This window comes from Rhizobium sp. PRIMUS64, from assembly GCF_023006465.1.
In the GTDB taxonomy this organism is placed as follows: domain Bacteria; phylum Pseudomonadota; class Alphaproteobacteria; order Rhizobiales; family Rhizobiaceae; genus Rhizobium; species Rhizobium leguminosarum.
In genome coordinates, this window is record NZ_JALBGX010000044.1 from 13568 (window position 1) to 38998 (window position 25431).

Annotated in this window: 20 protein-coding genes; 2 read left to right on the top strand and 18 right to left on the bottom strand. The window is 60.9% G+C overall.

The features are described from left to right. The first annotated feature begins 188 nt into the window (after positions 1 to 188). Complete coding sequence (locus MOV76_RS18455) at positions 189 to 1448, top strand: L,D-transpeptidase family protein (RefSeq protein WP_247265046.1); 1260 nt, start codon at positions 189 to 191, stop codon at positions 1446 to 1448. 236 nt (positions 1449 to 1684) lie between these two features. Here the strand turns inward: MOV76_RS18455 and dnaE are convergent, their stop codons facing one another. Next, positions 1685 to 5182, bottom strand: a complete 3498-nt coding sequence (gene dnaE / locus MOV76_RS18460) for a DNA polymerase III subunit alpha (protein ID WP_018447550.1) — start codon at positions 5180 to 5182, stop codon at positions 1685 to 1687. A 504-nt stretch (positions 5183 to 5686) separates the two neighbouring features. Between dnaE and MOV76_RS18465 the strand changes: the two genes are divergently transcribed. Continuing rightward, on the top strand, positions 5687 to 6151 hold the full coding sequence (locus MOV76_RS18465) for a DUF5680 domain-containing protein (protein WP_247265047.1): 465 nt from the start codon (positions 5687 to 5689) through the stop codon (positions 6149 to 6151). Between the two features lie 111 nt (positions 6152 to 6262). Here the strand turns inward: MOV76_RS18465 and MOV76_RS18470 are convergent, their stop codons facing one another. The 17 genes from MOV76_RS18470 to nuoF all read right to left on the bottom strand — a co-directional run bounded on the left by MOV76_RS18470 (position 6263) and on the right by nuoF (position 25424). Beyond that, positions 6263 to 6946 carry an ABC transporter ATP-binding protein gene (locus MOV76_RS18470; RefSeq protein ID WP_018241607.1) on the bottom strand — a complete coding sequence of 228 codons (684 nt, stop codon included), beginning with the start codon at positions 6944 to 6946 and terminating at the stop codon, positions 6263 to 6265. A gap of 14 nt (positions 6947 to 6960) precedes the next feature. Continuing rightward, positions 6961 to 8265 (bottom strand): lipoprotein-releasing ABC transporter permease subunit, encoded by a 1305-nt coding sequence (locus MOV76_RS18475; RefSeq protein ID WP_018241606.1) that lies wholly within the window; start codon positions 8263 to 8265, stop codon positions 6961 to 6963. A 14-nt stretch (positions 8266 to 8279) separates the two neighbouring features. Beyond that, complete coding sequence (gene proS, locus MOV76_RS18480) at positions 8280 to 9602, bottom strand: proline--tRNA ligase (RefSeq protein WP_018241605.1); 1323 nt, start codon at positions 9600 to 9602, stop codon at positions 8280 to 8282. Positions 9603 to 10190: 588 nt separating this feature from the next. Continuing rightward, positions 10191 to 10466, bottom strand: coding sequence for a DUF1467 family protein (locus tag MOV76_RS18485; protein ID WP_018241603.1), 276 nt, complete (start codon positions 10464 to 10466; stop codon positions 10191 to 10193). 131 nt (positions 10467 to 10597) lie between these two features. After that, positions 10598 to 11002, bottom strand: coding sequence for a methylmalonyl-CoA epimerase (mce, locus tag MOV76_RS18490; RefSeq protein ID WP_018447548.1), 405 nt, complete (start codon positions 11000 to 11002; stop codon positions 10598 to 10600). 2 nt (positions 11003 to 11004) lie between these two features. Further along, positions 11005 to 12675, bottom strand: a complete 1671-nt coding sequence (locus MOV76_RS18495) for a ribonuclease J (RefSeq protein WP_018241601.1) — start codon at positions 12673 to 12675, stop codon at positions 11005 to 11007. A 17-nt stretch (positions 12676 to 12692) separates the two neighbouring features. Then, complete coding sequence (locus MOV76_RS18500; RefSeq protein WP_018241600.1) at positions 12693 to 13457, bottom strand: biotin--[acetyl-CoA-carboxylase] ligase; 765 nt, start codon at positions 13455 to 13457, stop codon at positions 12693 to 12695. Continuing rightward, positions 13457 to 14902, bottom strand: coding sequence for an NADH-quinone oxidoreductase subunit NuoN (gene nuoN / locus MOV76_RS18505; protein WP_247265048.1), 1446 nt, complete (start codon positions 14900 to 14902; stop codon positions 13457 to 13459). Before nuoN ends, MOV76_RS18500 begins: the two co-directional genes overlap by 1 nt. Before the next feature lie 18 nt (positions 14903 to 14920). After that, positions 14921 to 16432, bottom strand: coding sequence for an NADH-quinone oxidoreductase subunit M (locus MOV76_RS18510; protein ID WP_018447545.1), 1512 nt, complete (start codon positions 16430 to 16432; stop codon positions 14921 to 14923). Beyond that, positions 16432 to 18429: an NADH-quinone oxidoreductase subunit L gene (gene nuoL / locus MOV76_RS18515; RefSeq protein ID WP_247265049.1), complete on the bottom strand. Its 1998-nt coding sequence runs from the start codon at positions 18427 to 18429 to the stop codon at positions 16432 to 16434. The genes MOV76_RS18510 and nuoL overlap by 1 nt, the downstream gene beginning before the upstream one ends. Positions 18430 to 18436: 7 nt before the next feature. Continuing rightward, complete coding sequence (nuoK, locus tag MOV76_RS18520) at positions 18437 to 18745, bottom strand: NADH-quinone oxidoreductase subunit NuoK (RefSeq protein ID WP_003547388.1); 309 nt, start codon at positions 18743 to 18745, stop codon at positions 18437 to 18439. Between the two features lie 23 nt (positions 18746 to 18768). Then, positions 18769 to 19383, bottom strand: coding sequence for an NADH-quinone oxidoreductase subunit J (locus MOV76_RS18525; protein WP_003547387.1), 615 nt, complete (start codon positions 19381 to 19383; stop codon positions 18769 to 18771). 142 nt (positions 19384 to 19525) lie between these two features. Beyond that, positions 19526 to 20017 carry an NADH-quinone oxidoreductase subunit NuoI gene (gene nuoI / locus MOV76_RS18530; protein ID WP_003547385.1) on the bottom strand — a complete coding sequence of 164 codons (492 nt, stop codon included), beginning with the start codon at positions 20015 to 20017 and terminating at the stop codon, positions 19526 to 19528. A gap of 40 nt (positions 20018 to 20057) precedes the next feature. After that, positions 20058 to 21101 carry an NADH-quinone oxidoreductase subunit NuoH gene (nuoH, locus tag MOV76_RS18535; RefSeq protein WP_018241596.1) on the bottom strand — a complete coding sequence of 348 codons (1044 nt, stop codon included), beginning with the start codon at positions 21099 to 21101 and terminating at the stop codon, positions 20058 to 20060. 12 nt (positions 21102 to 21113) lie between these two features. Next, the gene (gene nuoG, locus MOV76_RS18540; RefSeq protein WP_047622589.1) at positions 21114 to 23195 is read right to left on the bottom strand and encodes an NADH-quinone oxidoreductase subunit NuoG; all 2082 of its coding nucleotides are present in this window, start codon (positions 23193 to 23195) and stop codon (positions 21114 to 21116) included. A gap of 223 nt (positions 23196 to 23418) precedes the next feature. After that, a complete protein-coding gene (locus tag MOV76_RS18545; protein WP_193444405.1) occupies positions 23419 to 24117 on the bottom strand; it encodes a 5' DNA nuclease in 699 nt (232 codons plus the stop codon). A 2-nt stretch (positions 24118 to 24119) separates the two neighbouring features. After that, on the bottom strand, positions 24120 to 25424 hold the full coding sequence (gene nuoF / locus MOV76_RS18550) for an NADH-quinone oxidoreductase subunit NuoF (RefSeq protein ID WP_003547378.1): 1305 nt from the start codon (positions 25422 to 25424) through the stop codon (positions 24120 to 24122). Positions 25425 to 25431 lie beyond the last annotated feature (7 nt).

Here is a 25431-nt window from a genome sequence, read left to right on the forward strand (position 1 = left end):
ATAATCCCGAAAATCTGCATCGATTTTCGGGGTTATGCGCAGATTCAAAGTGATAGAGCGTCCTTAGCGCGTCAGAAAAGACGCACGGCGCTCTAACGCGTGAGGCCTGTCAGCCAGGCGGCCTATAAAATCTTCCTTAAACTTCGTCCCATAATGTGCCGGGCAAGTATTGCGTATGGTTGGGTATCATGTTCTCGCGTCTCGTCTTCGGCCTCGGCTTGCTGTCGGCCACCGCACTCGTGCACCCTGCTCTTGCCGCGGATGCTGCGCGCACGCTGCAGATCTTCGTCTCGAAGGACAAGCAGTCGCTTGCGGTCTATGACGGCACCGAGGTCGTCGCGACCTCGAAGGTCTCGACCGGCAAGGACGGCCACACGACGCCGAGCGGCATCTTCTCGGTCCTGGAAAAGCAGAAATACCACGAATCCAATCTCTATTCGGCGGCCCCGATGCCGTTTATGCAAAGGCTGACCTGGTCCGGCATCGCCCTGCACGAATCCAATTCCGTGCCGCGTTATCCGGCCTCGCATGGCTGCGTGCGCATGCCCGGCGCCTTCGCAAAAATGCTCTATGGGATGACCGATCCCGGTGTCCCGGTCATTATCAGCGACGGTGAACTGGTGCCGCAGCCGATCGACCATCCGACCCTTTTCCATCCGGATGCACCGGCGGCGATGCCACTGCTTTCGGACGTCGAACTGCGGCCCTCAATGCCCGACAGCCCCGAGAAGCCGGTGCAGGTGGCGATGAACGATACCGCTGCAATGCCGATGCCGGCAGCGCAGCCGATTGCGGCGCCCGAACCCGAGCCGCCGTCCGAGCCGATCAGCATGCTGATTACGCGCCGAACGCTGCGCGAGACGGTGATCGACATCCAGGCCCTGCTCAACCAGCTCGGTTTTTCCGCCGGCAATCCGGACGGCTTGCTCGGTCCGTCGACCGTGCAGGCGATCAAGGCTTTCAAGACGCTGCGGCCGGCGGAATTTGCCGCCGACAAGAGCCTGGTCTCCGACACGCTCCTCAGAGAAGTCTATGCCGCGGCTGGCAAGGGCGAGCCGCCGAACGGCGTCATCATGGTGCGGCAGGCCTTCAAGCCGATCTTCGAAGCGCCGGTGACGATCACCGATCCGGGATTGGCGCTCGGCACACATTTCTTCACGCTGCATGCAGTCGATGAAAGGGCCGGCACGGCCGACTGGCTCGGCATCACGCTGGAGAACAATCTGTCTCGCGAGACGATGAAGCGGCTCGGCATTACCAATCAGGAAAGCTCGATCATCACAGGCAAGCCGATCGCCCGTTCGCTCAGCCGGATTGCCATCCCCGATGAGACCCGCCGCAAGATCGACGCCCTCATCGCGCCCGGCTCGACGCTGACAATCTCCGATACCGGCCTCGGCCGGGAGACCGGCGAAGGCACGGATTTCATCACAATCACCCGCGGGTGATGGCCATCACGCTAGAACAGGATGATTTTAAGCCGGGTCGGCCTAAAATCTGAATCCTGTTCAACACTAAATAGTTGGAGCATGATGTCGCCCGAAAACCGTTCACACTTTTCGGCATCATGCTCTGATGCGTGTCGCCCAAAAGTGCGCAGCGGTTTCGGGATAAAAACATGCACAAATCAAAGACTTAAAGCGCGTCGCATGAATCCGGATTGTCGCGGCGCGCTTTAGGCTGATCAGACAAGCTCGACGTCGACGACGCCGGGGGCCGCACGAAGGGCGGCGGCGATCTCCGGCGTGATGCGGTATTTCTCCGGCAGCGCCACTTCCACCTCGCGTTTGCCCTCCTCCTTGATGACAATGAATGAAACGAGGCCATCGCCCTTGGCGTTCAAATGGCCGGCAACCATTCTCAGCGGTCCGGAATCGCGGACATAGACGCGCAGCGCCTTCTGCATCTGCAGCGACTTTTCCTCCAGCGACTGGATCGTCTGGATGCGCAGGCCGATGCCCTCCGGCCGCTCCTCGCCCGTCGCCGTCAGCACGAAGGATTTGCCTGACTCCAACACGTCGCGATACTGGTTCAGCATTTCCGAAAACAGCACCGCTTCGAACTGGCCCGAAGAATCCGAAAAGACGATGATGCCCATCTTGTTGCCGGTGCGAGTCTTGCGCTCCTGCTTGGAGATGACGGTGCCGGCAAGGCGCGCATTGGCCGCCCCCTGTTTGATGGCTGCGGAAAACTCGGCAAAGGTCTGCACCCGCATCTTCTGCAGGATGTTGTTGTAGGAATCGAGCGGGTGGGCTGTGAGATAGAAGCCCAGCACCTGGAATTCCTTGAGCAGCCGCTCGGATGGGAGCCAGGGCGAGAACGGCGGCAGGGAGATCTTCTCAGGCCCCGACGTCAACGTACTGCCGAAAATGTCCGACTGGCCGCTCAGCTTGTTCTCCTGGGCGCGCTGGGCATAACCGAGAATGCGGTCCAGGCCGGCAGCTAGCTGGGCGCGGTCCATGTCGAAACAATCGAAGGCGCCGGCATAGATCAGGCTTTCGAGCACGCGGCGATTGACCTGACGCGGATCGATGCGCAGGCAGAAATCCTCGATGCTGGCAAAGGGCTTGTCGCCACGCACCTCGACGATATGGTCGACGGCGGATTCGCCGACGCCCTTGAGGGCGGCGAGCGCGTAATAGATGCGGTTGTTGCCGGTCTCGAAATGGCGGAAGGAAGTCTGCACCGAGGGCGCGATCACCTCGATGCCGAGGCGCTTGGCATCCTGGCGGAAATCATTGACCTTTTCCGTGTTGGACATGTCGAGCGTCATCGAGGCGGCGAGGAATTCGACCGGATAATGCGCCTTCATGTAGGCCGTCTGGTAGGAGACGATGGCATAGGCGGCGGCATGCGACTTGTTGAAGCCGTAATTGGCGAACTTCGCCAGCAGTTCGAAGATATTGTCGGCCTGCGGCTTCGATACGCCATTCTTGACGGCGCCAACGACAAAGCGTTCGCGCTGCTGGTCCATCTCGGCCTTGATCTTCTTACCCATGGCGCGACGCAGAAGGTCGGCTTCGCCCAGCGAATAGCCGGACAGCACCTGGGCGATCTGCATCACCTGTTCCTGGTAGACGATGACGCCCTGGGTTTCCTTGAGCAGGTGGTCGATCATCGGATGGATCGATTCCAGCTCTTCGTCGCCGTGCTTGCGGGCATTGTAGGTCGGGATGTTCTCCATCGGGCCGGGACGATAGAGCGCCACCAGCGCGATGATGTCCTCGATGCAGTCCGGCTTCATGCCGATCAGCGCCTTGCGCATGCCGGCACTTTCCACCTGGAACACGCCGACCGTCTCGCCGCGCGACAGCATCTCGTAGGTCTTCTTGTCGTCGAGAGGAATGGCCGCGAGATCGACCTTGACGCCGAGCTTGGCGACGAAATCGACCGCGACCTTCAGCACGGTCAGCGTCTTCAGGCCGAGGAAGTCGAACTTGACGAGGCCTGCCTGCTCCACCCATTTCATGTTGAACTGGGTGACCGGCATGTCCGAGCGCGGATCGCGATACATCGGCACCAGCTTGGAAAGCGGCCGGTCGCCGATGACGATGCCGGCGGCATGTGTCGAGGCATGGCGATAAAGCCCCTCGATCTTCTGGGCGATGTCGAGCAGCCGCGCGACAACAGGTTCTTTCGCCGCCTCCTCCTGCAGCTTCGGCTCCTCCTCGATCGCCTTGGACAGCGGCGTCGGATTGGCGGGATTGTTCGGCACCAGTTTGCAGATCTTGTCGACCTGGCCATAGGGCATTTCCAACACGCGGCCGACGTCGCGAAGGGCGGCGCGCGCCTGCAGCGAACCGAAGGTGATGATCTGCGCCACCTGCTCGCGGCCATACTTGGCCTGGACGTAGCGGATCACCTCTTCGCGGCGATCCTGGCAGAAGTCGATGTCGAAGTCGGGCATCGAGACACGTTCCGGATTGAGGAAGCGCTCGAACAGCAGCGAAAAACGCAGTGGGTCGACGTCGGTGATCGTCAATGCATAGGCGACCAGCGAACCGGCGCCCGACCCGCGGCCGGGACCGACCGGAATGTCATGCTGCTTGGCCCATTTGATGAAGTCGGCAACGATCAGAAAGTAACCGGGGAAACGCATGCGCTCGATGACGCTGAGCTCGAATTCCAGCCGCTCGCGATAATCCTTCTCCTCGTAACCCGGCGACATGCCGAGCGTCGAAAGCCGCATGTCCAGCCCTTCGACCGCCTGGCGACGCAACTCGCTCGCCTCGGCGCGCTCGGCCTCCTCGGCATCGTCGGTCGCACCGGTGAAGCGCGGCAGGATCGGCTTTCGCGTCTTCAGCACGAAGGAGCAGCGCCTCGCGATCTCGATCGTATTTTCCAGCGCTTCCGGCAGGTCGGCGAAGAGCTTGGCCATCTCGGCCCGGCTCTTCAGATAATGATCCGGCGTCAGCCGGAAGCGGCTGTCGTCGGAGACGATGGCGTTGTGCGCGACCGCCATCAGCGCATCATGGGCGTCGTAGTCGTCGCGTGTCGGAAAGAACGCCTCGTTGGTCGCAACCAGCGGCAGGTCGTGGGCATAGGCGAGCCCGACAATCTTCTGCTCGTGCCGCTTGTCGTAAGTGCCGTGCCGCTGCAGCTCGACATAGAGCCTGTCGCCGAAGAGACGCTTCAGCGTCAGCAGCCGGGCTTCCGCCTGGGCCGGATGGCCTTCCTTGATCGCCACGTCGACCGGCCCGGTCAGGGCGCCGGTCAATGCGATCAGCCCTTCCGTGCCTGCCTCCTCCAGCCAGGAGGCACTGATATGAACGGCCTGATTGCTCTCGCCGCCGAGATAGGCGCGGCTGACGAGATCGACCAGCCTTTCGTAACCGGCATCCGTCGCAGCGAGAAGAACGATCGCCGGCAGCTTGACCAGGGCCTGCTGGCCGCCGCGCTTTTCCGTTTCCAACCCGTCTTCCATGTCGATCGAGACCTGGCAGCCGATGATCGGCTGCAGGCCATCCTCCATCGCCTTCTGGGAGAATTCGAGGGCGACGAACAGATTGTTGGTGTCGGTAATCGCAATCGCCGGCTGGCTGTCGCCGGTCGCCTTGTAGAGGATCTTCTTCAGCGGCAGTGCGCCCTCGAGGAGCGAATAGGCGGAATGGACCCTCAGGTGGATGAAGCCCGGCGTGCCGCCGGTCGCCTCACCCGTTGAACCCTTTGCCGTATCCGCCATGACATGCCTTCCCAATCACCCGAATGAATCGGACGCATTGTCGGCATAGAGGGCGATGATGTCCAGAAGAAGTCCCGCATCCGGGCCGCATGATTGCCATGCAGTCCCCTGAAAACTTTAGAGCGCCATGACGATGAGCGAGAAGCTGGCAACGAACATTGCGATGGAGGTGAATGCTGCGATATCACGGATCATGTCAGTCATCGGGCTCTCCTTTACTCGTTATGTTGTCAATTTGTTCCATGTATGTTCTGTTGTCAACAGGAATCTTTTCCTTCTTTCTTGTGTTTGAAAAATGCCGGGATGCGCACCTTCGAATCGCTGGGAGCCAGTACCCGATGATATGGGCGGCAGCTGTCCCTTCTGGCCTGCCACAGATCGGTCATGGCGCCTAGACGGCCAGCCTCCTCGAGGCGACCCGTTTATTTCAAATCTTTGTTCCTCTTTTGTTCTTTACACCTCGCAGCATATTTGCCAGCATCCAGCCGAGAAGAGGAGAACGAGATGTTCGATATTCCGATGCTGAACGAATTCGTCGTGGAGGCGAAGGCTGCGACCTATGTCGGCGGCGGCGTGGCGCGCGTACCCTGCCGGCCGAGCTCCCACGATATCGGTTACGAACGCGGCGACTGGCGCTATCTCGACAGCTATTTCGGCGGCACCGATTTCGCCGGACAGGAGGTGGTGTGGCTTGCCGACGAGCCCATCTGGGCGATGAATTATTTCGGCTGCGTCATCGCGCCGAAGCTCATCGACGGCACAGTAGCCGGGACGGTGATCAAGGCTGCACTTTCGGCGATGTATCGAGAGGGCCGATTTCTTGGCGGAATGGAATTCGACCATCCTTTCGGCCGCTATCTCGATCGCAACGAAGGCTGCTGCGAGCGGTTCAGCGGCCACGAATGCATCATGGTCGGCGGCCAGAAGGCCTATGCGCTTGATTATCGCGGCGGGCTGATCGTGCCCTGATCACAGCCTTAAAGCGCATCGCGTCAATCTGGATTCATGCGATGCACATTAAGTCTCTGATTTATGCATGTCGTTATCCCAAAACCACTGCAGGCTTTTGGGCGACATGCATCAGAAATCGACGATCTTGCCGTCAGAGATCGTCACGCGGCGATCCATGCGGCGGGCGAGCTCGTGATTATGGGTGGCGATGAGGGCAGCAAGGCCGGACTGACGCACCAACGCTTCCAGCGCATCGAAGACGTAGCTTGCCGTTTCGGGATCGAGATTGCCGGTCGGCTCGTCGGCAAGAAGAAGAGTCGGCGCATTGGCGACGGCACGGGCAATCGCAACGCGCTGCTGCTCGCCGCCGGAAAGCTCGCCCGGGCGATGCGAGCCACGATGGCCGATGCGCATATAATCGAGAAGCTGGCCGGCCCGCTCTCCGGCTTCCTTCCAGGACAGCCCGGCGATCAGTTGCGGCATCATGATATTTTCAAGCGCCGAGAATTCCGGCAGCAGGTGATGGAACTGGTAGACGAAGCCGATTTCACTGCGGCGGATCGCAGTGCGTTTCTCGTCGCTCAGGCCGTCACAGGCATGGCCGTTGATGTTGACTTCACCGCCGTCCGGATGCTCCAGCAGGCCGGCGATATGCAGCAGCGTCGATTTGCCGGTGCCGGAGGGCGCGACAAGAGCGACGATCTCGCCCTTCGACATCGAAAAATCCGCGCCCTTCAGGATCGGGAGCAGCGTATGGCCCTGCCCGTATTGGCGCTCGACGCCGGTAAGCTTGAGAACGACGTTGCGATTCATGAAGGCGGCATTCCTTATTCGTAGCGCAGGGCCTGCACCGGATCGAGCCTGGAGGCACGCCAGGCCGGGAAAATGGTCGCGATGAAGGAGAGCGTCAGCGCCATGACGACGATCGAGATCGTTTCGCTGAGATCCATCTCGGCCGGCAGTTGGCTGAGGAAATAGACCTGCGGATTGAAGAGCACGGTGCCTGAAATCCAGGAGAAGAACTGGCGGATGGATTCGATGTTGACGCAGACGAGGACGCCGAGCAGAACGCCGGCAATGGTACCGACAATGCCGATCGCCGCCCCGGTCATGAAGAAGATGCGCATGATCGCACCGGCGCTGGCGCCCATGGTGCGCAGGATGGCGATATCGCTGCCCTTGTCCTTCACCAGCATGATGAGGCCGGAGATGATGTTCAGAGCCGCCACGAGCACGATCAGCGTCAGGATCATGAACATGACGTTGCGCTCGACCTGCAGCGCCGAGAAGAAGGTCTGGTTGCGCTGGCGCCAGTCGGTGATGGCGATCTGGCGGCCGGCCGCCTCCTCCACCTTGGGCCTTAGATTGTCGATATCGTCGGGGTTGTCGACGAAGAGCTCGATCGACTGCACCAGTCCCTCGGCATTGAAAAAGAGCTGCGCTTCCTCGAGCGGCATGAAGATGATCGAGGAGTCATATTCCGACATGCCGATCTCGAAGAGCCCGGAGATCTTGTAGGACTTGATGCGCGGATTGACGCCCATCGGCGTGATGTCGCCTTCCGGCGAGGTCAGCGTGATGAGGTCGCCGACGCGCAGACCGAGCTGGTCGGCCATGCGGGTGCCGATCAGCACGCCTTCGCCGGAGGCATAACCCACCATGTCGCCTGATTTGATGTTGTCGGAGATCGTCTTGAGCTTGGTCAGGTCCTCGGCGCGCGCGCCACGCACCAGCGCACCGGTGCTGCCGCCGGCCTGGGCGGAGGCGAGCACCTGGCCTTCCACCAGGGGTAGCGCCATCTTGATGCCGGGTACGGCGGCGAGCTTGCCGCTGAGGACAGGATAATCGGTGAAGGGGCCGTCGACCGGCTGGACGATCATGTGGCCGTTGATGCCGAGAATACGCGAGACGAGTTCGGTGCGGAAGCCGTTCATCACGGCCATGACGATGATCAGCGTCGCAACACCCAGCATGATGCCGACGAAGGAGAAGCCGGCGATGACTGAAATGAAGGCCTCCTTGCGGCGGGCGCGCAGATAACGCCACGCCACGAGGCGTTCAAAGGTGGAAAATGGCTTGCCAGCCGGACCCAAGCCGGATTTTGAACTCCGGTCCACTGCTGCCTCTGCCATTTCGCCTCCGTTTCCTAAGCCACAAACCGATTGATCGCCGCTTCGATGGTCATCGTTTCGCGGGCGCCGGTCTTGCGGTCTTTCACCTCAACTTCGCCGTTTGCGACCGCGCGCGGGCCGGCGATGATCTGGACAGGCACACCGATCAAGTCGGCGGTCGCGAATTTGGTGCCGGCCCGGTCGTCGGTATCGTCGTAGAGCACATCCTTGCCGGCCTTGGTCAGCGCGGCATAGATCAGCTCGCAGGTATCGTCGCAGGCCTGATCGCCCGCCTTCATGTTGATCACAACGATATCGAAGGGCGCGACCGATGCCGGCCAGATGATTCCGTTATCATCATGCGATGCTTCGATGATGGCGGGAACAAGGCGTGTCGGGCCGATGCCGTAGGAACCCATGTGAACGAAGTGTTCCTTGCCATCAGGTCCCTGCACTTTCGCGCCCATCGGCTCGGAATATTTCGTGCCGAAGTAGAAGATATGGCCGACCTCGATGCCGCGTGCCGACAGGCGGTCGCCTTCGGGAACGGCGTTGAAGGCCGCCTCGTCGTGCATTTCCGAGGTCGCCGCATAGAGCGAGGTCCACTTGTCGAAGATCGCCTGCAAACCCTCGACACTGTCGAAATCGGTATGTTCACCAGGAATATCGAAATCGACGAAATCCTTATGGCAGAAGACCTCGGATTCGCCCGTGTCGGCGAGGATGATGAATTCATGGCTGAGCTTGCCGCCGATCGGGCCGGTGTCGGCGCGCATCGGTATGGCGCGCAGGCCGAGCCGGTCGAAGGTTCTGAGATAGGCGGCGAACATCTTGTTATAGGAATGCTCCGCCCCTTCGCGCGTCAGATCGAATGAATAGGCATCCTTCATCATGAATTCGCGCGAGCGCATGGTGCCGAAGCGCGGACGGATCTCGTCACGGAACTTCAGCTGGATATGATAGAGATTAAGCGGCAGGTCCTTGTAGGACTTGATGGAGGAGCGGAAAATATCCGTCACCATCTCTTCGTTGGTGGGGCCGTAGAGCATCGGCCGATCCTGACGGTCCTTGATGCGTAGCATCTCCTTGCCGTAGGCGTCATAGCGGCCGCTTTCCTGCCAGAGCTCGGCCGATTGCAGGGTCGGCATCGAAAGCTCGATGGCGCCGGCACGGTTCTGCTCCTCGCGGATAATGGCGTTGACCTTGTCCAACACGCGTTTGCCCAGCGGCAACCAGGAATAGATGCCCTGTGACTGCTGGCGGATCATGCCGGCGCGCAGCATCAGCCGGTGCGAGACGATTTCCGCCTCCTTGGGATTTTCCTTGAGGATGGGCATGAAATAACGGGACAGACGCATGGCGGATTCCGGAGCAGTTGAGATCCCGCGGCAGGCGGAATCGAAGGCAAGTGTTGATGTGGGAGCGTTCATAGCCGCTTCGCGGCAGGAAGGAAACCCGCAACGGATGTCGGCAACCTCCCGGAAGCGCATGTTCGCACCCGCAAAATGGAAGGGCGTGAAAAAGCGCGTGTTTATAAGGACTTGAACGAAAATCTTGTCAACAGAAAAATTTTGCTAGAGTGTAGCAAAAATGCAAAAAAAGCTGATGACAAAGCCCAATGTTTGAGCTAGTTTTAGCTCACAAAACAGGCAGGGAGTTAAATTCTTGCCGAATTCGCGGTCAAGTCTTGGGAGGATCAGATCTTAGGCGCGCTCGTCGCAGCCCCGGCAACGGTTACAGATCACGCGATACTTAAAACAAGGCTTTTAGCCTTGTTTTTTTTTGGCATTTCGGCCTCGCCCCATCCAAAAGTCCCGCCGACTTCCGTAACGGGATGATCCTCATTCCGTTACGCGAGCTCTTTGCCGCAACAGCATGACGCTGGTATGACGAAGTTCGCTTTCATTAAGCTTGCATCTGCTCAAAGTTTGAGCAAAAGCCACGGCTCAATAGAAGCTGGGGCCGAGTTGCGGCAGGGCATCGAAGCCCCAGCCGAAATAGGTGTCGCAGACATACCATAGGCCGTAGATCAGAGCCGAAATCAGCGTCGTCAGCGAAAACACGAAAGCAGCGCGAAACCGGGTGGGCGCGCTCGGAACGGTGCCGAGCACGACGTCGTTGTCGTCCGCCTGGGTGCGCAGGCCGATCGGCAGGACGGCAAAAAGCGTCATCCACCAGATGATGAAGTAGACGGCAAATCCCTGAAGAAAGATCTGGAGCATTATGGTTCCCGTTGATGCCGCGCTGATATCGCGTCCTTATACGGCGGAATGGCGACCAACTCAAAGCAGGCGAAGCGTTTAACCGCCTTCTGGTCACTCTGCCGCAGCAGGGCTTTCACTCTGCCGCAAGCTCAGGCCTGTTCGAGTTCGATCAGCGTGCCGAAGAAATCCTTGGGATGCAGAAAGAGCACCGGCTTGCCATGCGCGCCGGTTTTCGGCTGGCCGTCGCCGAGCACCCTGGCGCCCGCCTCTACCAGTCGGTCACGGGCGAGAAGAATATCGTCCACCTCGTAGCAGATGTGGTGCATGCCGCCGGATGGGTTCTTTTCGAGGAAGGCTGCGATCGGCGAAGTATCGCCGAGCGGCTGCAGCAATTCTACCTTGGTGTTCGGCAATTCGACGAAAACGACGGTGACGCCATGCTCCGGCAGAGCCTGCGGCTGCGACACGGCAGCACCCAGCCTATCGCGATAGGCCGCCGTCGCCGCGGCCAGGTCGGGCACTGCGATGGCGATATGGTTGACCCGGCCGAGCATGGTCAGACCCTGGTGACGAAGGCGGTGACGACGGGCTTCTTGCCCCAGGCCTGGTTCGCAGCAGAGCGAATGGCGCGGCGCACGGCCTCCTGCAGCATATCGATATCCTTGCGACGGGCGCGCGGAATGCTCTCGATGGCGCTGATCGCGGCGTCGAAGAGGGTGTCCTCCATCTCCTCGCCCTCGTCGTCATAGACCGGCAGGCCGATCGAAACGAGATCGGGATCGCCGACGATGTCATAGCGGGCGTCGAGCACGACGTTAACAGCGACATGGCCGACATAGGAGAGCTTCTTGCGCTCGCCGATACCCATCTCGTCGAAATCGCCGATCAGCGTGCCGTCCTTATAAATGCGGCCATGCGGCGCCTCGCCGATCACCTCGACGGGACCGGGCGCCAGCCGCAGGATATCGCCGTTGCGCACGCGCGGCACCACGGCGATGCCGGATTGCTCGGCAAGTTCCTTGTGCGCCGTCAGATGCGTCGCCTCGCCGTGCACCGGCACGACGATCTTCGGCCGCGTCCACTCGTACATCCTCTGCAACTCGTTGCGGCGCGGATGGCCTGAAACGTGGACCAGCGCCTCGGTATCGGTGATGATGTGCACACCTTGCTCGACGAGGCCGTTCTTGATGTCCTGGATCGCCTTCTCGTTGCCGGGAATGGCGCGCGAGGAAAAGACGACGATATCGCCTGCCGCAAACGCCACATTGCGCATCTCGTCGCGGGAGAGCTTGGCAAGTGCTGCCCGCGCCTCGCCCTGGCTGCCGGTCAGGATGACGACCACCTTGTCGCGCGGGATATAGCCGTATTCGTCCTCGGAGATGAAGGGCTTCACGCCTTCCATCAGGCCGATGTCCTGGGCGACGTTGACGACGCGCTTCAGCGAACTGCCGAGCAGTAGCACTTCACGGCCTGCCGCCTCGGCAGCCTCGGCAACGGTACGGATGCGCCCGACATTCGACGAGAAGGTGGTGATCGCCACCCGGCCCTCGGCATTCTCGATGATCTTACGCAGGCTTTCGGACACATCCTTCTCGGAGGGCGAAACACCGTCGCGCAACGCATTGGTGGAATCACACATCAGCGCCAGCACGCCCTCGTCGCCGAGCTGGCGGAAACGTGTCTCATCGGTCAGGGGGCCGAGCGAAGGCTCGTGGTCGATCTTCCAGTCGCCGGTATGGATGACATTGCCGACCGGCGTGCGGATCATCAGCGACATCGGCTCGGGGATCGAATGGTTGACGGCCACACCTTCGATGCTGAAGGGGCCGACATTGATCGTATCGCCTGCCTTGAACGGCGTCACCGGCACTTCGCCGATCGTCGCCTTCTCGAAATTTCGCTTGGCTTCGAGCAGGCCTGATGTAAAGCCAGAGGCATAGACCGGCACGTTGAGGCCGGGCCAGAGGTCGGCGAGCGCACCATAATGGTCCTCATGCGCATGGGTGATGATGATCGCCTTGAGGTTCTTTCGTTCGCTGGCGAGGAAGCGGATATCGGGCAAAACGAGGTCGACACCCGGCAGGTCAGGCCCCGGAAAAGTGACGCCACAATCGACCATGATCCACTGGCGATGCTCGGGCGGGCCATAGCCATAGAGAGCGAGATTCATGCCTATCTCGCCAACGCCGCCCAGAGGCAGGAATACCAGTTCGTCCTGTTTCGCCATAATTTTCGTTTGTTCCGCTATCCAAAAAACACATCACCGGCAGCAATGGGCATTATCCTGCCAGCGCCGGTATCGAGCATCAACAAGCCATTATCATCAATTCCCGCGAATTGTCCGGAAATCGATCTGTCCGGCAAATTCACCGTAATCTTTTCGCCGATGCCGCAGGCGATCGCGCGCCAGAGCGCCGTGATCTCGCCGATGCCGCGGCCCTGGTCCCATATTTCAAGCACTTCCGCCGTGGCGGCGAAGAGATGCGCGAAGAGTTCCTCCGGCGAAGCCGCGCTTCCCTGCTGACGCAGGCAGGTGACCGGGTAAAGCGGATTGTCCGGCATCACAGAGATATTGATCCCAATGCCGACGATCAGCGCGTAACGTCCGTCCGGCAGCCCCTCACCTTCGACGAGAATGCCGCAGGTCTTCTTTCGACCGATGAGGATATCGTTCGGCCATTTGACCTCGAGCGGTTCGGCACCCGGCGGCAGCACCCGGCGGATCGCCTGATGCACCGCAACGGCGATCGCCAGCGGCAGAGAGCCCAGGCGCTCCATCGGGGCCGGGTCGATCAGAAGAAGAGAAGCGTAGAGATTGCCGCGTTCGGAAACCCAGAGCCTGCCGCGGCGGCCGCGGCCGCCCGTCTGCCTCTCGGCGGTCACCCAGAGATTACCGCCATCGCCCGCCCGAGCCCGGGCGAGGCATTCGCTGTTGGTAGACGATGTTTCCGACAGAGCCTCGTGCCTGAAATCGCCGAGCGATATCCGGCGCCGTCTGTCGGAAGCCATCAAAAGAGCGTCGCAGCGGCAAGCTCTGCCGCGCCACCGATCGGGCCGCCGATGAGGACATAGGCGGTGACGAAGAGACCGGAGAGACCGAAGACCAGACGCAGCGTTCCGGAGACACGGGCGAATTCGCCGGTCGCCTCATCGAACCACATCAGCTTGATGACACGCAGATAGTAGTAAGCGCCGACGACCGAGGCGAGAACGCCGATGATGGCGAGCGCATAGAGCTTGGCCTCGATGGCGGCAACGAAGACGAAGTACTTCGCGAAGAAGCCGGCGAGCGGCGGGATGCCGGCGAGCGAGAACATCAGCGCCGTCAGCACCACGGCCATGAACGGGTTCGTTGTGGAGAGGCCGGCGAGATCGTTGACCTCCTCGACGACGGTGCCGTCCTTGCGGCGCATCGACATGATGATCGCAAAGCTGCCGAGCGTCATGACCATGTAGATGACCATATAAAGCATAACGCCGGTGACGCCGGTCTGGTTGCCGGCGGCAAGGCCGACCAGCGCATAACCCATATGACCGATCGAGGAATAGGCCATCAGCCGCTTGATGTTCTTCTGGCCGATCGCGGCAAACGAGCCGAGCAGCATCGAGGCGATCGAGATGAAGACGACGACCTGCTGCCAGTCCGCCAGAACCGGGTGGAAGGCGGTGATGACGATGCGGGTCATCATCGCCATGGCGGCGACCTTGGGTGCTGCGGCAAGGAAGGCGGTGACCGGCGTCGGCGCGCCTTCATAAACGTCCGGCGTCCACATGTGGAAGGGAACGGCCGAGATCTTGAAGGCGATGCCGGCGAGGATGAAGACCAGGCCGAAGATGAGGCCGAGCGAGCGCGCACCCTCGACGGACAGCGCCTGGGCGATCTCGGAGAAGTGGGTGTGGCCGGTGAAGCCATAGATCAGCGACATGCCGTAGAGCAGCATGCCGGAGGAAAGCGCGCCGAGGACGAAATATTTCAGGCCGGCTTCGGTCGACTTCAGGCTGTCACGGTTGATCGCGGCGACGACATAAAGCGCCAGCGACTGCAGTTCCAGCGCGAGATAGAGCGAGATCAGGTCGTTGGCCGAGATCATCAGCAGGATGCCGAGGGTCGCAAGCACCAGGAGAACCGGGAACTCGAACTTGTCGAGCTGATTTTCGCGGGCGTGGCCGATCGACATGAACATGGCAACCAGCGAACCGATGAGCGCCACCAGCTTCATGAAGCGCGAGAAGCCGTCGGCCATGTAGACGCCGCCATAGGCAAGGCCTTCTGCCGGCACGAAGAGCAGCCACAGGCCGGAGGCCAGGAGCAGGACGATGGCGAGGCCGGTGACGACAAGGCCCGACCGCTCGCCTGAGAAGACGCCGACCATCAACAGGACAAGGGCGCCGACCGCGAGGATGAGCTCCGGCGCGGAAAGATGCAGACTGAGGAGAATTGTTTCAGCGGTCATGTCCAATAAGTCCCGTCATCATTTCATAGACAGCGCAACATTCTGCGCTGCGTGCACGGCGGCCGTGTAGTTGTTGACCAGCAGATCCACCGAGGCGGCCGTCGCATCGAAGACCGGAGCCGGATAAACGCCGAAGAAGATGGTCAGCGCGACCAGCGGGTAGAGGATCAACTGTTCGCGTCTGGAAAGATCGAGCAGCGCCTTCAGCTTCTCCTTCTCCAGCGCGCCGAAGATCACCCGGCGATAAAGCCAGAGCGCGTAGGCGGCCGAGAGGATGACGCCGGTTGCGGCAAAGAGCGCCACCCAGGTATTGACACGGAAGACGCCGATCAGCGTCAGGAATTCGCCGATGAAGCCCGACGTGCCGGGAAGCCCGACATTTGCCATGGTGAAGACCATCATCGCCACGGCATATTTCGGCATATTGTTGACGAGGCCGCCATAGGCGTTGATCTCGCGGGTGTGGGTACGGTCGTAGACGACGCCGACGCAGAGGAAGAGCGCGCCGGAGACGATGCCGTGCGAGAGCATCTGGAAGATCGAGCCCTGGACGCCCTGCATGTTGGCGGCAAAGATGCCCATGGTCACGTAGCCCATGTGCGCCACGGAGGAATAGGCGATGAGCTTCTTGATATCATCCTGCATCATCGCCACCAGAGAGGTATAGATGATGGCGATAACGGACATGGCGAAGACAAGCGGCGCGAAATAATCGGACGCCACCGGGAACATGCCGAGCGAGAAGCGGATGAGACCGTAGCCGCCGAGCTTCAGCAGAACGCCGGCCAGGATCACCGAACCTGCCGTCGGCGCCTGAACGTGGGCATCCGGAAGCCAGGTATGGACCGGCCACATCGGCATCTTCACCGCGAAGGAGGCGAAGAAGGCAAGCCATAACCAGGTCTGCAGCGCCGGCGGGAACTTGTAGGCGAGCAGCGCGGTGATATCGGTCGTGCCGGCCTGCCAGTACATCGCCATGATGGCGAGCAGCATCAGCACCGAGCCGAGCAGCGTATAGAGGAAGAACTTGTAGCTCGCATAGACGCGGTCCTTGCCGCCCCAGACGCCGATGATCAGGAACATCGGAATGAGGCCCGCCTCGAAGAAGACGTAGAAGAGCACGATATCAAGCGAGACGAAGACGCCGATCATCATCGTTTCGAGGATGAGGAAGGCGATCATATATTCCTTCAGGCGCTTCTCGATCGAGAGCCAGCTCGCCAGCACGCAGAAGGGCATGAGGAAGGTCGACAGGATGACAAACAGCATCGAGATGCCGTCGACGCCGACGTGGTAGCCGATGCCGGTGCCGAGCCAGTCATGCTTTTCGAGCATCTGGAAGCCCGGATTGGCATTGTCGAAGCCGGTCCAGATGAAAAGCGAGACGACGAAAGTGAAGACGGTGGTGATCAGCGAGATCCACAGCACGTTCTTCCGGCCGGTTTCGCTCTCGCCGTTCATCAATAGCAGGAGCACCACGCCGACGAGCGGCAGGAAGGTGACCGTTGAAAGAATAGGCCAATCGGTCATCAGAAGGAACTCCCGAGCATCATCCAGGTAACGAGCGCCGCAATGCCGATCAGCATGGCGAAGGCGTAGTGATAGAGGTAACCGGTCTGCAGGCGAACCACGCGATCGGTGACGGCGACGACGCGGGCGGCGACGCCGTTCGGGCCGTAGGTGTCGATGACGCCGACATCACCTTTCTTCCACAGGAAGCGGCCGAGTGCCTTGGCGGAGCGGACGAAGAGGAAGTCATAGAGCTCGTCGAAATACCACTTGTTCAACAGGAACTGGTAGAGCACGCGGTGCTGCTGCGCCAGGATGCGCGGCGTCTGCGGCGAGCGGATATACATGTACCAGGCGGTGACAAAGCCGAGGATCATAGCGATGAACGGGCTCAAGCCCACGAGCGCCGGAACATGGTGGAACTCTTCGACAAGTTCGTTCTCGGCGCCGGTGAAGAGCGCACCCTTCCAGAACTCGGCATATTCCTCGCCGTAGAAGCGACCTTCGAAGATCACGCCAGCAAGCACAGCGCCGATCGCGAGGAGATAGAGCGGCACCAGCATGACCTGCGGCGACTCGTGGACGTGGTGCATCACCTCGTGCGAGGCGCGTGGCTTGCCGAAGAAGGTCATGAAGATCAGGCGCCAGGAATAGAAGCTGGTGAACAGAGCCGCAATGACCAGCAGCGAGAAGGCAAAGCCCGAGACCGGCGAATGCGATGCATAGGTCGCCTCGATGATCACGTCCTTGGAGAAGAAGCCGGCAAAACCGATCGGCGTGAAGGGAATGCCAAAACCGGTGATCGCCAGCGTGCCGATGATCATCAGCACGGCAGTAACTTTAATATGCGGCCACAGGCCGCCCATGTAGCGCATGTCCTGCTCGCCATCGACGGCATGGATGACCGAGCCGGCGCAGAGGAAGAGCAGCGCCTTGAAAAAAGCGTGCGTGAAGAGATGGAAGATCGCTGCGCCATAAGCCCCGGCTCCGAGTGCCACGAACATGTAGCCGAGCTGCGAGCAGGTGGAATAGGCGATGACACGCTTGATGTCGTTCTGCACGAGAGCGACTGTTGCCGCGAAGAAGGCGGTGATGGCGCCGATCACGGTGACGACAACCAGCGCATCCGGCGACAGTTCGAAGAGCGGCGACATGCGGGCGACGAGGAAGACGCCGGCGGTGACCATGGTGGCGGCATGGATCAGAGCCGAGACCGGGGTCGGGCCTTCCATGGCGTCCGGCAGCCAGGTGTGCAGCAGGAACTGCGCCGACTTGCCCATCGCGCCCATGAAGAGCAGCAGGCAGATGCCGGTCAGCGCATGCGCCTTATCGAGCTGCATGCCGAAGAGATTGAGGAACACCTCGCCCGCTTCGCCGCCTTCATGCGGGGCGAAGTTCGAGGCATTGGCGAAGATCGTGTCGAGGTTGATCGAGCCGAACAGCACGAAGACGCCGGCAATGCCGAGCACGAAGCCGAAGTCGCCGACGCGGTTGACGATGAAGGCCTTCATTGCCGCAGCCGTCGCCGACGGCTTCTTGAACCAGAAGCCGATCAGCAGATAGGAGGCGAGACCGACGCCTTCCCAGCCGAAGAACATCTGGGCAAGGTTGTCAGCGGTCACCAGCATCAGCATGGCGAAGGTGAAGAGCGAGAGATAGGCGAAGAAGCGCGGGCGATGCGGATCGGTATGCATGTAGCCGATCGAATAGACATGCACCAGCGTCGAGACCGTGTTGACGACGATCAGCATGACGGAGGTCAGCGTATCCACGCGCAGCGACCAGGAGACGTCGATGCCGCCGGACTGGATCCAGCGCAGCACCTCGACCTTGATCGGGCCACCTTCGGCATGGCCCATGCCGACGGTGAAGAAGACGACCCAGGACAGGATGGCGGCGATGATCATCAGGCCGCTGGTGACATATTCCGAAGCCTTGGCGCCGATCGAGCGGCCAAAAAGGCCGGCGACGATTGCACCGATCAAGGGAAGAAAGACGATAGCCTTATAGAGGAACATGAGCCACTCAGCCCTTCATCATATTGACGTCTTCGACCGCGATCGAGCCGCGGTTGCGGTAGAAGACAACGAGAATTGCAAGACCGATCGCCGCTTCGGCAGCCGCGACCGTCAGGATGAACAGCGCGAAGACCTGCCCGACGATGTCGTTCAGGAAGGAGGAGAAGGCGACCATGTTGATGTTGACGGCGAGCAGGATCAGTTCGATCGACATCAGGATGACGATGACGTTCTTCCGGTTCAGGAAGATGCCGAAGACGCCAAGCGTGAAGAGGATGGCGCTGACCGTCAGGTAGTGGGAAAGTCCGATGACCATGTTCTTTGTTCCTTGACCTGCCTTTAGACGCCCTGCCCGGGCTTGACCGAAACCACCTCGACGGCGGTGGCCGGCGTGCGGGCAACCTGCCTGGGAATATTCTGCCGCTTGATGTTGGTGCGATGTCTCAACGTCAGCACGATCGCGCCGATCATGGCGACCAGCAGCACCAGACCGGCGATCTGGAAGAAATAGACGTAGTTGGTGTAGAGCACGTCGCCGAGAGCGGCGGTATTGGTGCGCTCGCTCAGCGCCGGGATCGGCATGGCGACTGATTTGGCGATCTCAGGCGAGATGACACTGCCACCGATGACGACGATCAGTTCGGCTGCGAGGATCACCCCGATCAGCCCGCCGATCGGCGCATATTCGAGAACGCCGGCCCTCAGTTCGGTGAAGTCGATATCGAGCATCATCACCACGAAGAGGAAGAGCACGGCGACGGCGCCGACATAGACGACAAGCAGGATCATCGCCAGGAATTCGGCACCGAGCAGCAGGAAGAGGCCGGCCGCATTGAAGAACACCAGGATCAGGAACAGAACCGAGTGAACCGGGTTCTTCGCCCAGATGACCATGAACGCCGACGCCACCGCGACAAAGGCGAAAAGATAGAAAAATAGAGCCTGCAGACCCATGTTGGTGCCTTTTTCATCTTCCCCCGGGCAGCCGGGAGTTTTTCTGCCCGATAGAACTTTGCGCGGCTGACCGGCAAAACTCCTGTGCATATTGACCGCGACCGAAGCGCTCAAGCTCCATTACGGCATTTCAAAAACTCGATCAGCGGTACGGCGAGTCGATCGCGATGTTGCGGGCGATTTCGCGCTCCCACCGGTCTCCGTTGTCCAGAAGCCGCGCCTTGTCGAAATAGAGCTCTTCGCGGGTTTCCGTCGCAAATTCGAAATTCGGGCCTTCGACGATCGCGTCGACCGGGCAAGCTTCCTGGCAGAAGCCGCAATAGATGCACTTCACCATGTCGATGTCGTAGCGCACCGTACGGCGCGTGCCGTCATTGCGGCGGGGACCCGCCTCGATGGTGATCGCCTGGGCAGGACAGATCGCCTCGCAGAGCTTGCAGGCGATGCAGCGTTCCTCGCCGTTCGGATAACGGCGCAGCGCATGCTCGCCGCGGAAACGCGGGGAGACCGGGCCTTTTTCGAAGGGATAGTTGATCGTCGCCTTCTGGCGGAAGAAATAGCGCATCGACAGAAAGAACGCGCCGACGAATTCCTTGAGAAACAGCGAGCTGATGGAGCCGGACAAGCTAGCCATCTTCAACCTCCAATTTTGCCGGAAACAAGAGCGGGCATGATCATGCCCAACCCGTCAGTTTCAGCACGAATGCAACGATGACGACCATGGCGAGCGACAGCGGCAGGAAGACCTTCCAGCCGAGGCGCATGAGCTGGTCGTAGCGGTAGCGCGGAACGAAGGCCTTGACCATCGCGAACATGAAGAACACCAGGCAGGCCTTCAGCGTGAACCAGATGATTCCTGGGACCCAGTTGAGGATCCAGATATCGACCGGGGGCAGCCAGCCGCCGAGGAAGAGGATCGTCGTCAGCGCGCACATCAGGCAGACGGCCGCATATTCGCCGAGCATGAACATCATGTAGGGCGAGGAGCCGTATTCGACCATGAAGCCGGCAACGAGTTCCGATTCAGCTTCCGGAAGGTCGAAGGGCGGACGGTTCGTCTCGGCGAGTGCCGAAATGAAGAAGATGATGAACATCGGGAACAGCGACAGCCAGTGCCAGTCGAGGAACGACGCCGGCAGGCCGAGCATGGTGCCGAGGCCGGTATGCTGCGCATTGACGATATCGGTCAGATTCAGCGAGCCGACGCAGAGAAGCACGGTGACGATGACAAAGCCGATCGAGACTTCATAGGACACCATCTGGGCCGCCGAGCGCAGCGCACCGAGGAACGGATACTTCGAGTTCGAAGCCCAGCCGCCCATGATGATGCCGTAAACCTCGAGCGAGGAGATCGCGAAAATATAGAGGATGCCGACATTGATGTTGGCGATCACCCATCCGTCGGCCAGCGGCACCACCGCCCAGGTGGATAGCGCCAGAAGCACCGTCACCAGCGGGGCAAGCAGGAACACCGCCTTGTTGGCGCCGGCCGGAATGATCGGCTCCTTGAAGACGAACTTCAAAAGGTCGGCGAAGGACTGAAACAGGCCGAAGGGACCGACGACGTTCGGCCCGCGGCGCAGCTGCACGGCCGCCCAGATCTTGCGGTCGGCGAGCAGCACGTAGGCGATGAAGACGAGCAGGCAGACGAGAAGCAGCAGCGACTGACCAATCATGATGATCGCCGGCCAGACATAGGTCGAAAAGAAAGAATCCATAGTCCCCTGCCCTTACTCTGCCGCGACTTTGAAGTTGTTGCGGGCCAATGCCGAGCACTCCGCCATGACAGCCGAGGCACGCGCTATCGGGTTCGTCAAATAGAAGTCTTTCACCGGCGACGCAAACCCGGATTTGTTCATCTTGCCGGCTTTTTTCGCAACTGCGGCAATTTGGGCGCTATCGGTTTCGGCGATCTCGTCGATGGCGGCGAAATGCGGGAAAGCGGCATAGAGGCGGACACGCAATTCGCTGAGCGAATCGAAGGGAAGCTTCTTGCCGAGCACGTCGGAAAGGGCACGGATGATCGCCCAGTCCTCGCGGGCGTCACCCGGCGCAAAACCTGCGCGATTGCCCATCTGGACGCGGCCTTCGGTGTTGACCCAGGTGCCGGACTTTTCGGTATAGGCTGCCGCCGGCAGGATGACGTCGGCATGGTGTGCGCCGTTGTCGCCATGCGAGCCGATATAGACGGTGAGCTTGGCCTTCTTGGCGGTGAAGTCGAGTTCGTCGGCACCGAGCAGGAAGAGCACGTCCATCGCCGTCAGCATCTCGGCAGCGTTGACGCCCTTGGTGCCCGGCACGAAGCCGAGATCGAGGCCGCCGACACGCGAGGCAGCGGTATGGAGGACGGCAAAGCCGTTCCAGCCTTCGACGACCGCGCCGACCGAACCGGCGAGCTTGGCAGCACTGGCGAGAACGCCGGCGCCATCGGTGCGCGACAGCGCGCCCTGGCCGATGATGATCATCGGCTTGGCGGCGTTCTTCAGCACGTCGGCGAAGGCGTGGGTGCCGTCGACCAGATCCTTCAGCGTGTCGGGACCGCCGCCGAGGTAATCATAGCTGTAGCGCAGTTCGCCCGGCTCGCCGATCACGCCGATCGGGAACTTGCCGCGGCGCCAGCGCTTGCGGATGCGGGCGTTGAGGATGGCGGCCTCGAAGCGCGGATTGGCGCCGATGATCAGCAGCGCATCGGCCTGGTCGATGCCCGATATGGTCGGGTTGAACAGGTAGCTTGCACGGCCGAGCGACGGATCGAGTGCCGCCCCATCCTGGCGACAGTCGAGATTGGCTGACCCCAGCGACTTCACCAGTTCGGAGAGCGCATACATCTCCTCGACGGAAGCGAGATCGCCGGCGATAGCGCCGATCTTGTCGCCCGAGGTCGCGCCGACCGCGGCCTTGATGGCGCCGAAGGCTTCGGCCCAGGTAGCGGGCTGCAGGCGGCCGTCGCGGCGAACATAAGGCCGATCGAGGCGCTGGGTCTTCAGGCCGTCCCAGATGAAGCGGCTCTTGTCGGAGATCCACTCTTCGTTGATCGTCTCATTGACGCGCGGCAGGATGCGCATGACTTCGCGGCCGCGGGTATCGACGCGGATCGCCGAACCGACGGCATCCATGACGTCGATCGATTCGGTCTTGTTCAATTCCCACGGGCGCGCGGTAAACGCGAAGGGCTTCGAGGTAAGCGCGCCGACCGGGCAAAGGTCGACGACGTTGCCCTGCAGCTCGGAGGTCATCGCCTGTTCGAGATAGGTGGTGATCTCGGCATCCTCGCCGCGGCCGATCAGGCCGAGTTCCGAAATGCCGGCGACCTCGGTCGTGAAGCGGACGCAGCGCGTGCAGTGGATGCAGCGGTTCATCACCGTCTTGACGAGCGGGCCGATATACTTGTCTTCGACGGCGCGCTTGTCTTCCTGATAGCGCGAGGTGTCGATACCAAAGGCCATCGCCTGGTCCTGCAGGTCGCATTCGCCGCCCTGGTCGCAGATCGGGCAATCCAGCGGATGGTTGATCAGCAGGAATTCCATCACGCCTTCGCGGGCCTTCTTGACCATCGGCGTGTTGGTGAAGACCTCAGGCAGTTCGCCGTTAGGGCCGCCGCGGATATCGCGCACGCTCATGGCGCAGGAAGCCTGCGGCTTCGGCGGTCCGCCCTTTACCTCGACGAGGCACATGCGGCAATTGCCGGCAACCGACAGGCGCTCGTGGAAGCAGAAGCGCGGAACCTCGGCACCGGCATCCTCACACGCCTGCAATAGCGTGAAATGATCCGGAACTTCGATCTCGTTGCCGTCAATCTTCAGTTTTGCCATCGTCGCTCAGTCCTGTTTCCCGTTTGCCTGATGACGGCAAACAAACCTATTTTTGCAACACTCTCATTGCCAAGCCGGATCTTTCGTCCTGCCGACATCTGATGTCGCCCAAATTCTCTGTCGCGCATTCCAGACCCGGAACCCGCACCGGCATCTACAGCTTGAGGTCCCCGCCCGTCCGCCGATCTGCCCATCCTTCCGGCCGATTGCACGGCCGGACAGTTCATTTCTTCCTGCGGCCCCGTCCCGCCAGAATTTTCGCCTGACCGGTCCAGTCGTCACGGCCGATGCGGCCATTGAAGCCGAGTTCGGCGTCGAGCCGGGCGATTTCCTCGTCGGTCCAGGCGGCGATCTCAGCGAAGTTGCGAATGCCCTTGGCATTCAGCACCTGCTCCAGCTTCGGGCCGATGCCGGCGATCAGCTTCAGATCGTCGGCCTTCCTACGCGCAACCGGTTTTGCCTTCACAGCCGGCTTTGGTTGGCTGGTCTTCACTTGGCTTGCTGGCTTCGTGTGGCTGGCTGGGGTCGGCTCGCTGACCGGCTTGACAACAGTCAGGGTCGGCCTTGCCTTCTTCTCAGCCGGCGGCTTGGTGAAAGCCCTGACATCCGGGCGAATATTCTCCGGCCGGATATCGACATCGGGCTTCAGTTCGTCCGGCGGCGTGTCATCGAGGGCGGCCGCGACCTTGCCGGTCGTTTCCAGGGCGCTCTGGAAGGCGCCGAAGAAGGCGCCCGCCATCTGGGTCGAGAAACCGAAGCCGATCGCCGTTGCGGCAGCAAAGGCTGCAGCGGGATGCGCCATCAGCGGATGCACCGGCATCGCCCGTGCATTTTCCAGCATCTCGGCGGCAAGACGGCCGAAACCGGCCGCGAAATCGGTGACTTCTTCCTTCTTCCCAACCTTGGATGCGTTGTCCGCCATGATTATTCAGCCGCCTCCAGAACCGCACCGTGATCGAGGGCGCTTGCCGTATACTGGTCGATGCGCTTTTCGATCTCGGGACGGAAGTTACGGATCAGACCCTGCACCGGCCATGCGGCTGCATCGCCCAGCGCACAGATGGTATGGCCCTCGATCTGCTTCGTCACCTGGAACAGCATGTCGATTTCGCGCTTCTGGGCATTGCCCTTGGCCATGCGTTCCATCACGCGCCACATCCAGCCGGTGCCTTCGCGGCAGGGCGTGCACTGGCCGCAGCTCTCATGCTTGAAGAAGGCGGAGATACGGGCGATCGCCTTGATGACGTCGGTGGACTTGTCCATGACGATCGCGGCGGCAGTACCGAAGGAAGAGCCGACGCCGCGCAGGCCGTCGAAATCCATCGGGCAATCGATGATGTCCTTGGCAGGAACGATCGGGCAGGACGCCCCGCCCGGAATGACGGCAAGCAGGTTGTCCCAGCCGCCGCGGATGCCGCCGGCATGGCGGTCGACCAGTTCGCGGAAGGTGATACCCATTTCCTCTTCGACCGTGCACGGCTTGTTGACGTGGCCGGAGAGCATGAACAGCTTGGTGCCGACATTGTTCGGGCGGCCGATGGCCGAGAACCAACCGGCGCCGCGGCGCAGGATCGTCGGCGCAACAGCGATCGATTCGACATTGTTGACCGTCGTCGGGCAGCCGTAGAGGCCCATATTGGCCGGGAACGGCGGCTTCAGGCGCGGCTGGCCCTTCTTGCCTTCGAGGCTTTCGAGCAGCGCGGTTTCCTCGCCGCAGATATAGGCGCCGGCGCCGTGATGGACGAAGATGTCCATGTCCCAGCCGAGCTTGTTGTTCTTGCCGAGCAGGCCATAATCATAGCATTCGTCGATCGCCGCCTGCAGCGCTTCGCGCTCTCTTATATATTCGCCGCGCACATAGATGTAGGCCGCATTGGCGCCCATGGCGAAGCTCGCGATGACACAGCCTTCGATCAGCGTATGCGGATCGTGGCGCATGATATCGCGGTCCTTGCAGGTGCCGGGCTCCGATTCGTCAGCGTTGACGACGAGGTAATGTGGGCGGCCGTCGCTTTCCTTCGGCATGAAGGACCATTTGAGACCTGTGGGGAAACCGGCGCCGCCACGACCGCGAAGACCAGACGCCTTCATCTCGTTGATGATCCAGTCGCGGCCCTTTTCGAGGATCTGCTTGGTGCCGTCCCAGTGGCCGCGGCTCATCGCGCCCTTCAGGGATTTGTCCTTGAGGCCGTAGATATTGGTAAAGATGCGGTCTTTATCTTGTAACATGCTTCAC

Bases quoted from the DNA above. Each gene is read 5' to 3' on its own strand.
- mce (WP_018447548.1), bottom strand. From the start codon at position 11,002: ATGCTCGGCCGGGTCAACCATATCGCCATCGCAGTGCCCGACCTGGCC.
- MOV76_RS18485 (WP_018241603.1), bottom strand. From the start codon at position 10,466: ATGCTCCAGATCTTTCTTCAGGGATTTGCCGTCTACTTCATCATCTGG.
- MOV76_RS18525 (WP_003547387.1), bottom strand. From the start codon at position 19,383: ATGGGTCTGCAGGCTCTATTTTTCTATCTTTTCGCCTTTGTCGCGGTG.
- MOV76_RS18510 (WP_018447545.1), bottom strand. From the start codon at position 16,432: ATGACCGATTGGCCTATTCTTTCAACGGTCACCTTCCTGCCGCTCGTC.
- MOV76_RS18455 (WP_247265046.1), top strand. From the start codon at position 189: ATGTTCTCGCGTCTCGTCTTCGGCCTCGGCTTGCTGTCGGCCACCGCA.
- nuoI (WP_003547385.1), bottom strand. From the start codon at position 20,017: ATGGCTAGCTTGTCCGGCTCCATCAGCTCGCTGTTTCTCAAGGAATTC.
- nuoL (WP_247265049.1), bottom strand. From the start codon at position 18,429: ATGTTCCTCTATAAGGCTATCGTCTTTCTTCCCTTGATCGGTGCAATC.
- nuoG (WP_047622589.1), bottom strand. From the start codon at position 23,195: ATGGCAAAACTGAAGATTGACGGCAACGAGATCGAAGTTCCGGATCAT.
- MOV76_RS18475 (WP_018241606.1), bottom strand. From the start codon at position 8,265: ATGGCAGAGGCAGCAGTGGACCGGAGTTCAAAATCCGGCTTGGGTCCG.
- proS (WP_018241605.1), bottom strand. From the start codon at position 9,602: ATGCGTCTGTCCCGTTATTTCATGCCCATCCTCAAGGAAAATCCCAAG.
- MOV76_RS18495 (WP_018241601.1), bottom strand. From the start codon at position 12,675: ATGGCGAAACAGGACGAACTGGTATTCCTGCCTCTGGGCGGCGTTGGC.
- nuoN (WP_247265048.1), bottom strand. From the start codon at position 14,902: ATGACCGCTGAAACAATTCTCCTCAGTCTGCATCTTTCCGCGCCGGAG.
- nuoK (WP_003547388.1), bottom strand. From the start codon at position 18,745: ATGGTCATCGGACTTTCCCACTACCTGACGGTCAGCGCCATCCTCTTC.
- MOV76_RS18545 (WP_193444405.1), bottom strand. From the start codon at position 24,117: ATGGCGGACAACGCATCCAAGGTTGGGAAGAAGGAAGAAGTCACCGAT.
- nuoH (WP_018241596.1), bottom strand. From the start codon at position 21,101: ATGGATTCTTTCTTTTCGACCTATGTCTGGCCGGCGATCATCATGATT.
- dnaE (WP_018447550.1), bottom strand. From the start codon at position 5,182: ATGGCGGATACGGCAAAGGGTTCAACGGGTGAGGCGACCGGCGGCACG.
- nuoF (WP_003547378.1), bottom strand. From the start codon at position 25,424: ATGTTACAAGATAAAGACCGCATCTTTACCAATATCTACGGCCTCAAG.
- MOV76_RS18500 (WP_018241600.1), bottom strand. From the start codon at position 13,457: ATGGCTTCCGACAGACGGCGCCGGATATCGCTCGGCGATTTCAGGCAC.
- MOV76_RS18470 (WP_018241607.1), bottom strand. From the start codon at position 6,946: ATGAATCGCAACGTCGTTCTCAAGCTTACCGGCGTCGAGCGCCAATAC.
- MOV76_RS18465 (WP_247265047.1), top strand. From the start codon at position 5,687: ATGTTCGATATTCCGATGCTGAACGAATTCGTCGTGGAGGCGAAGGCT.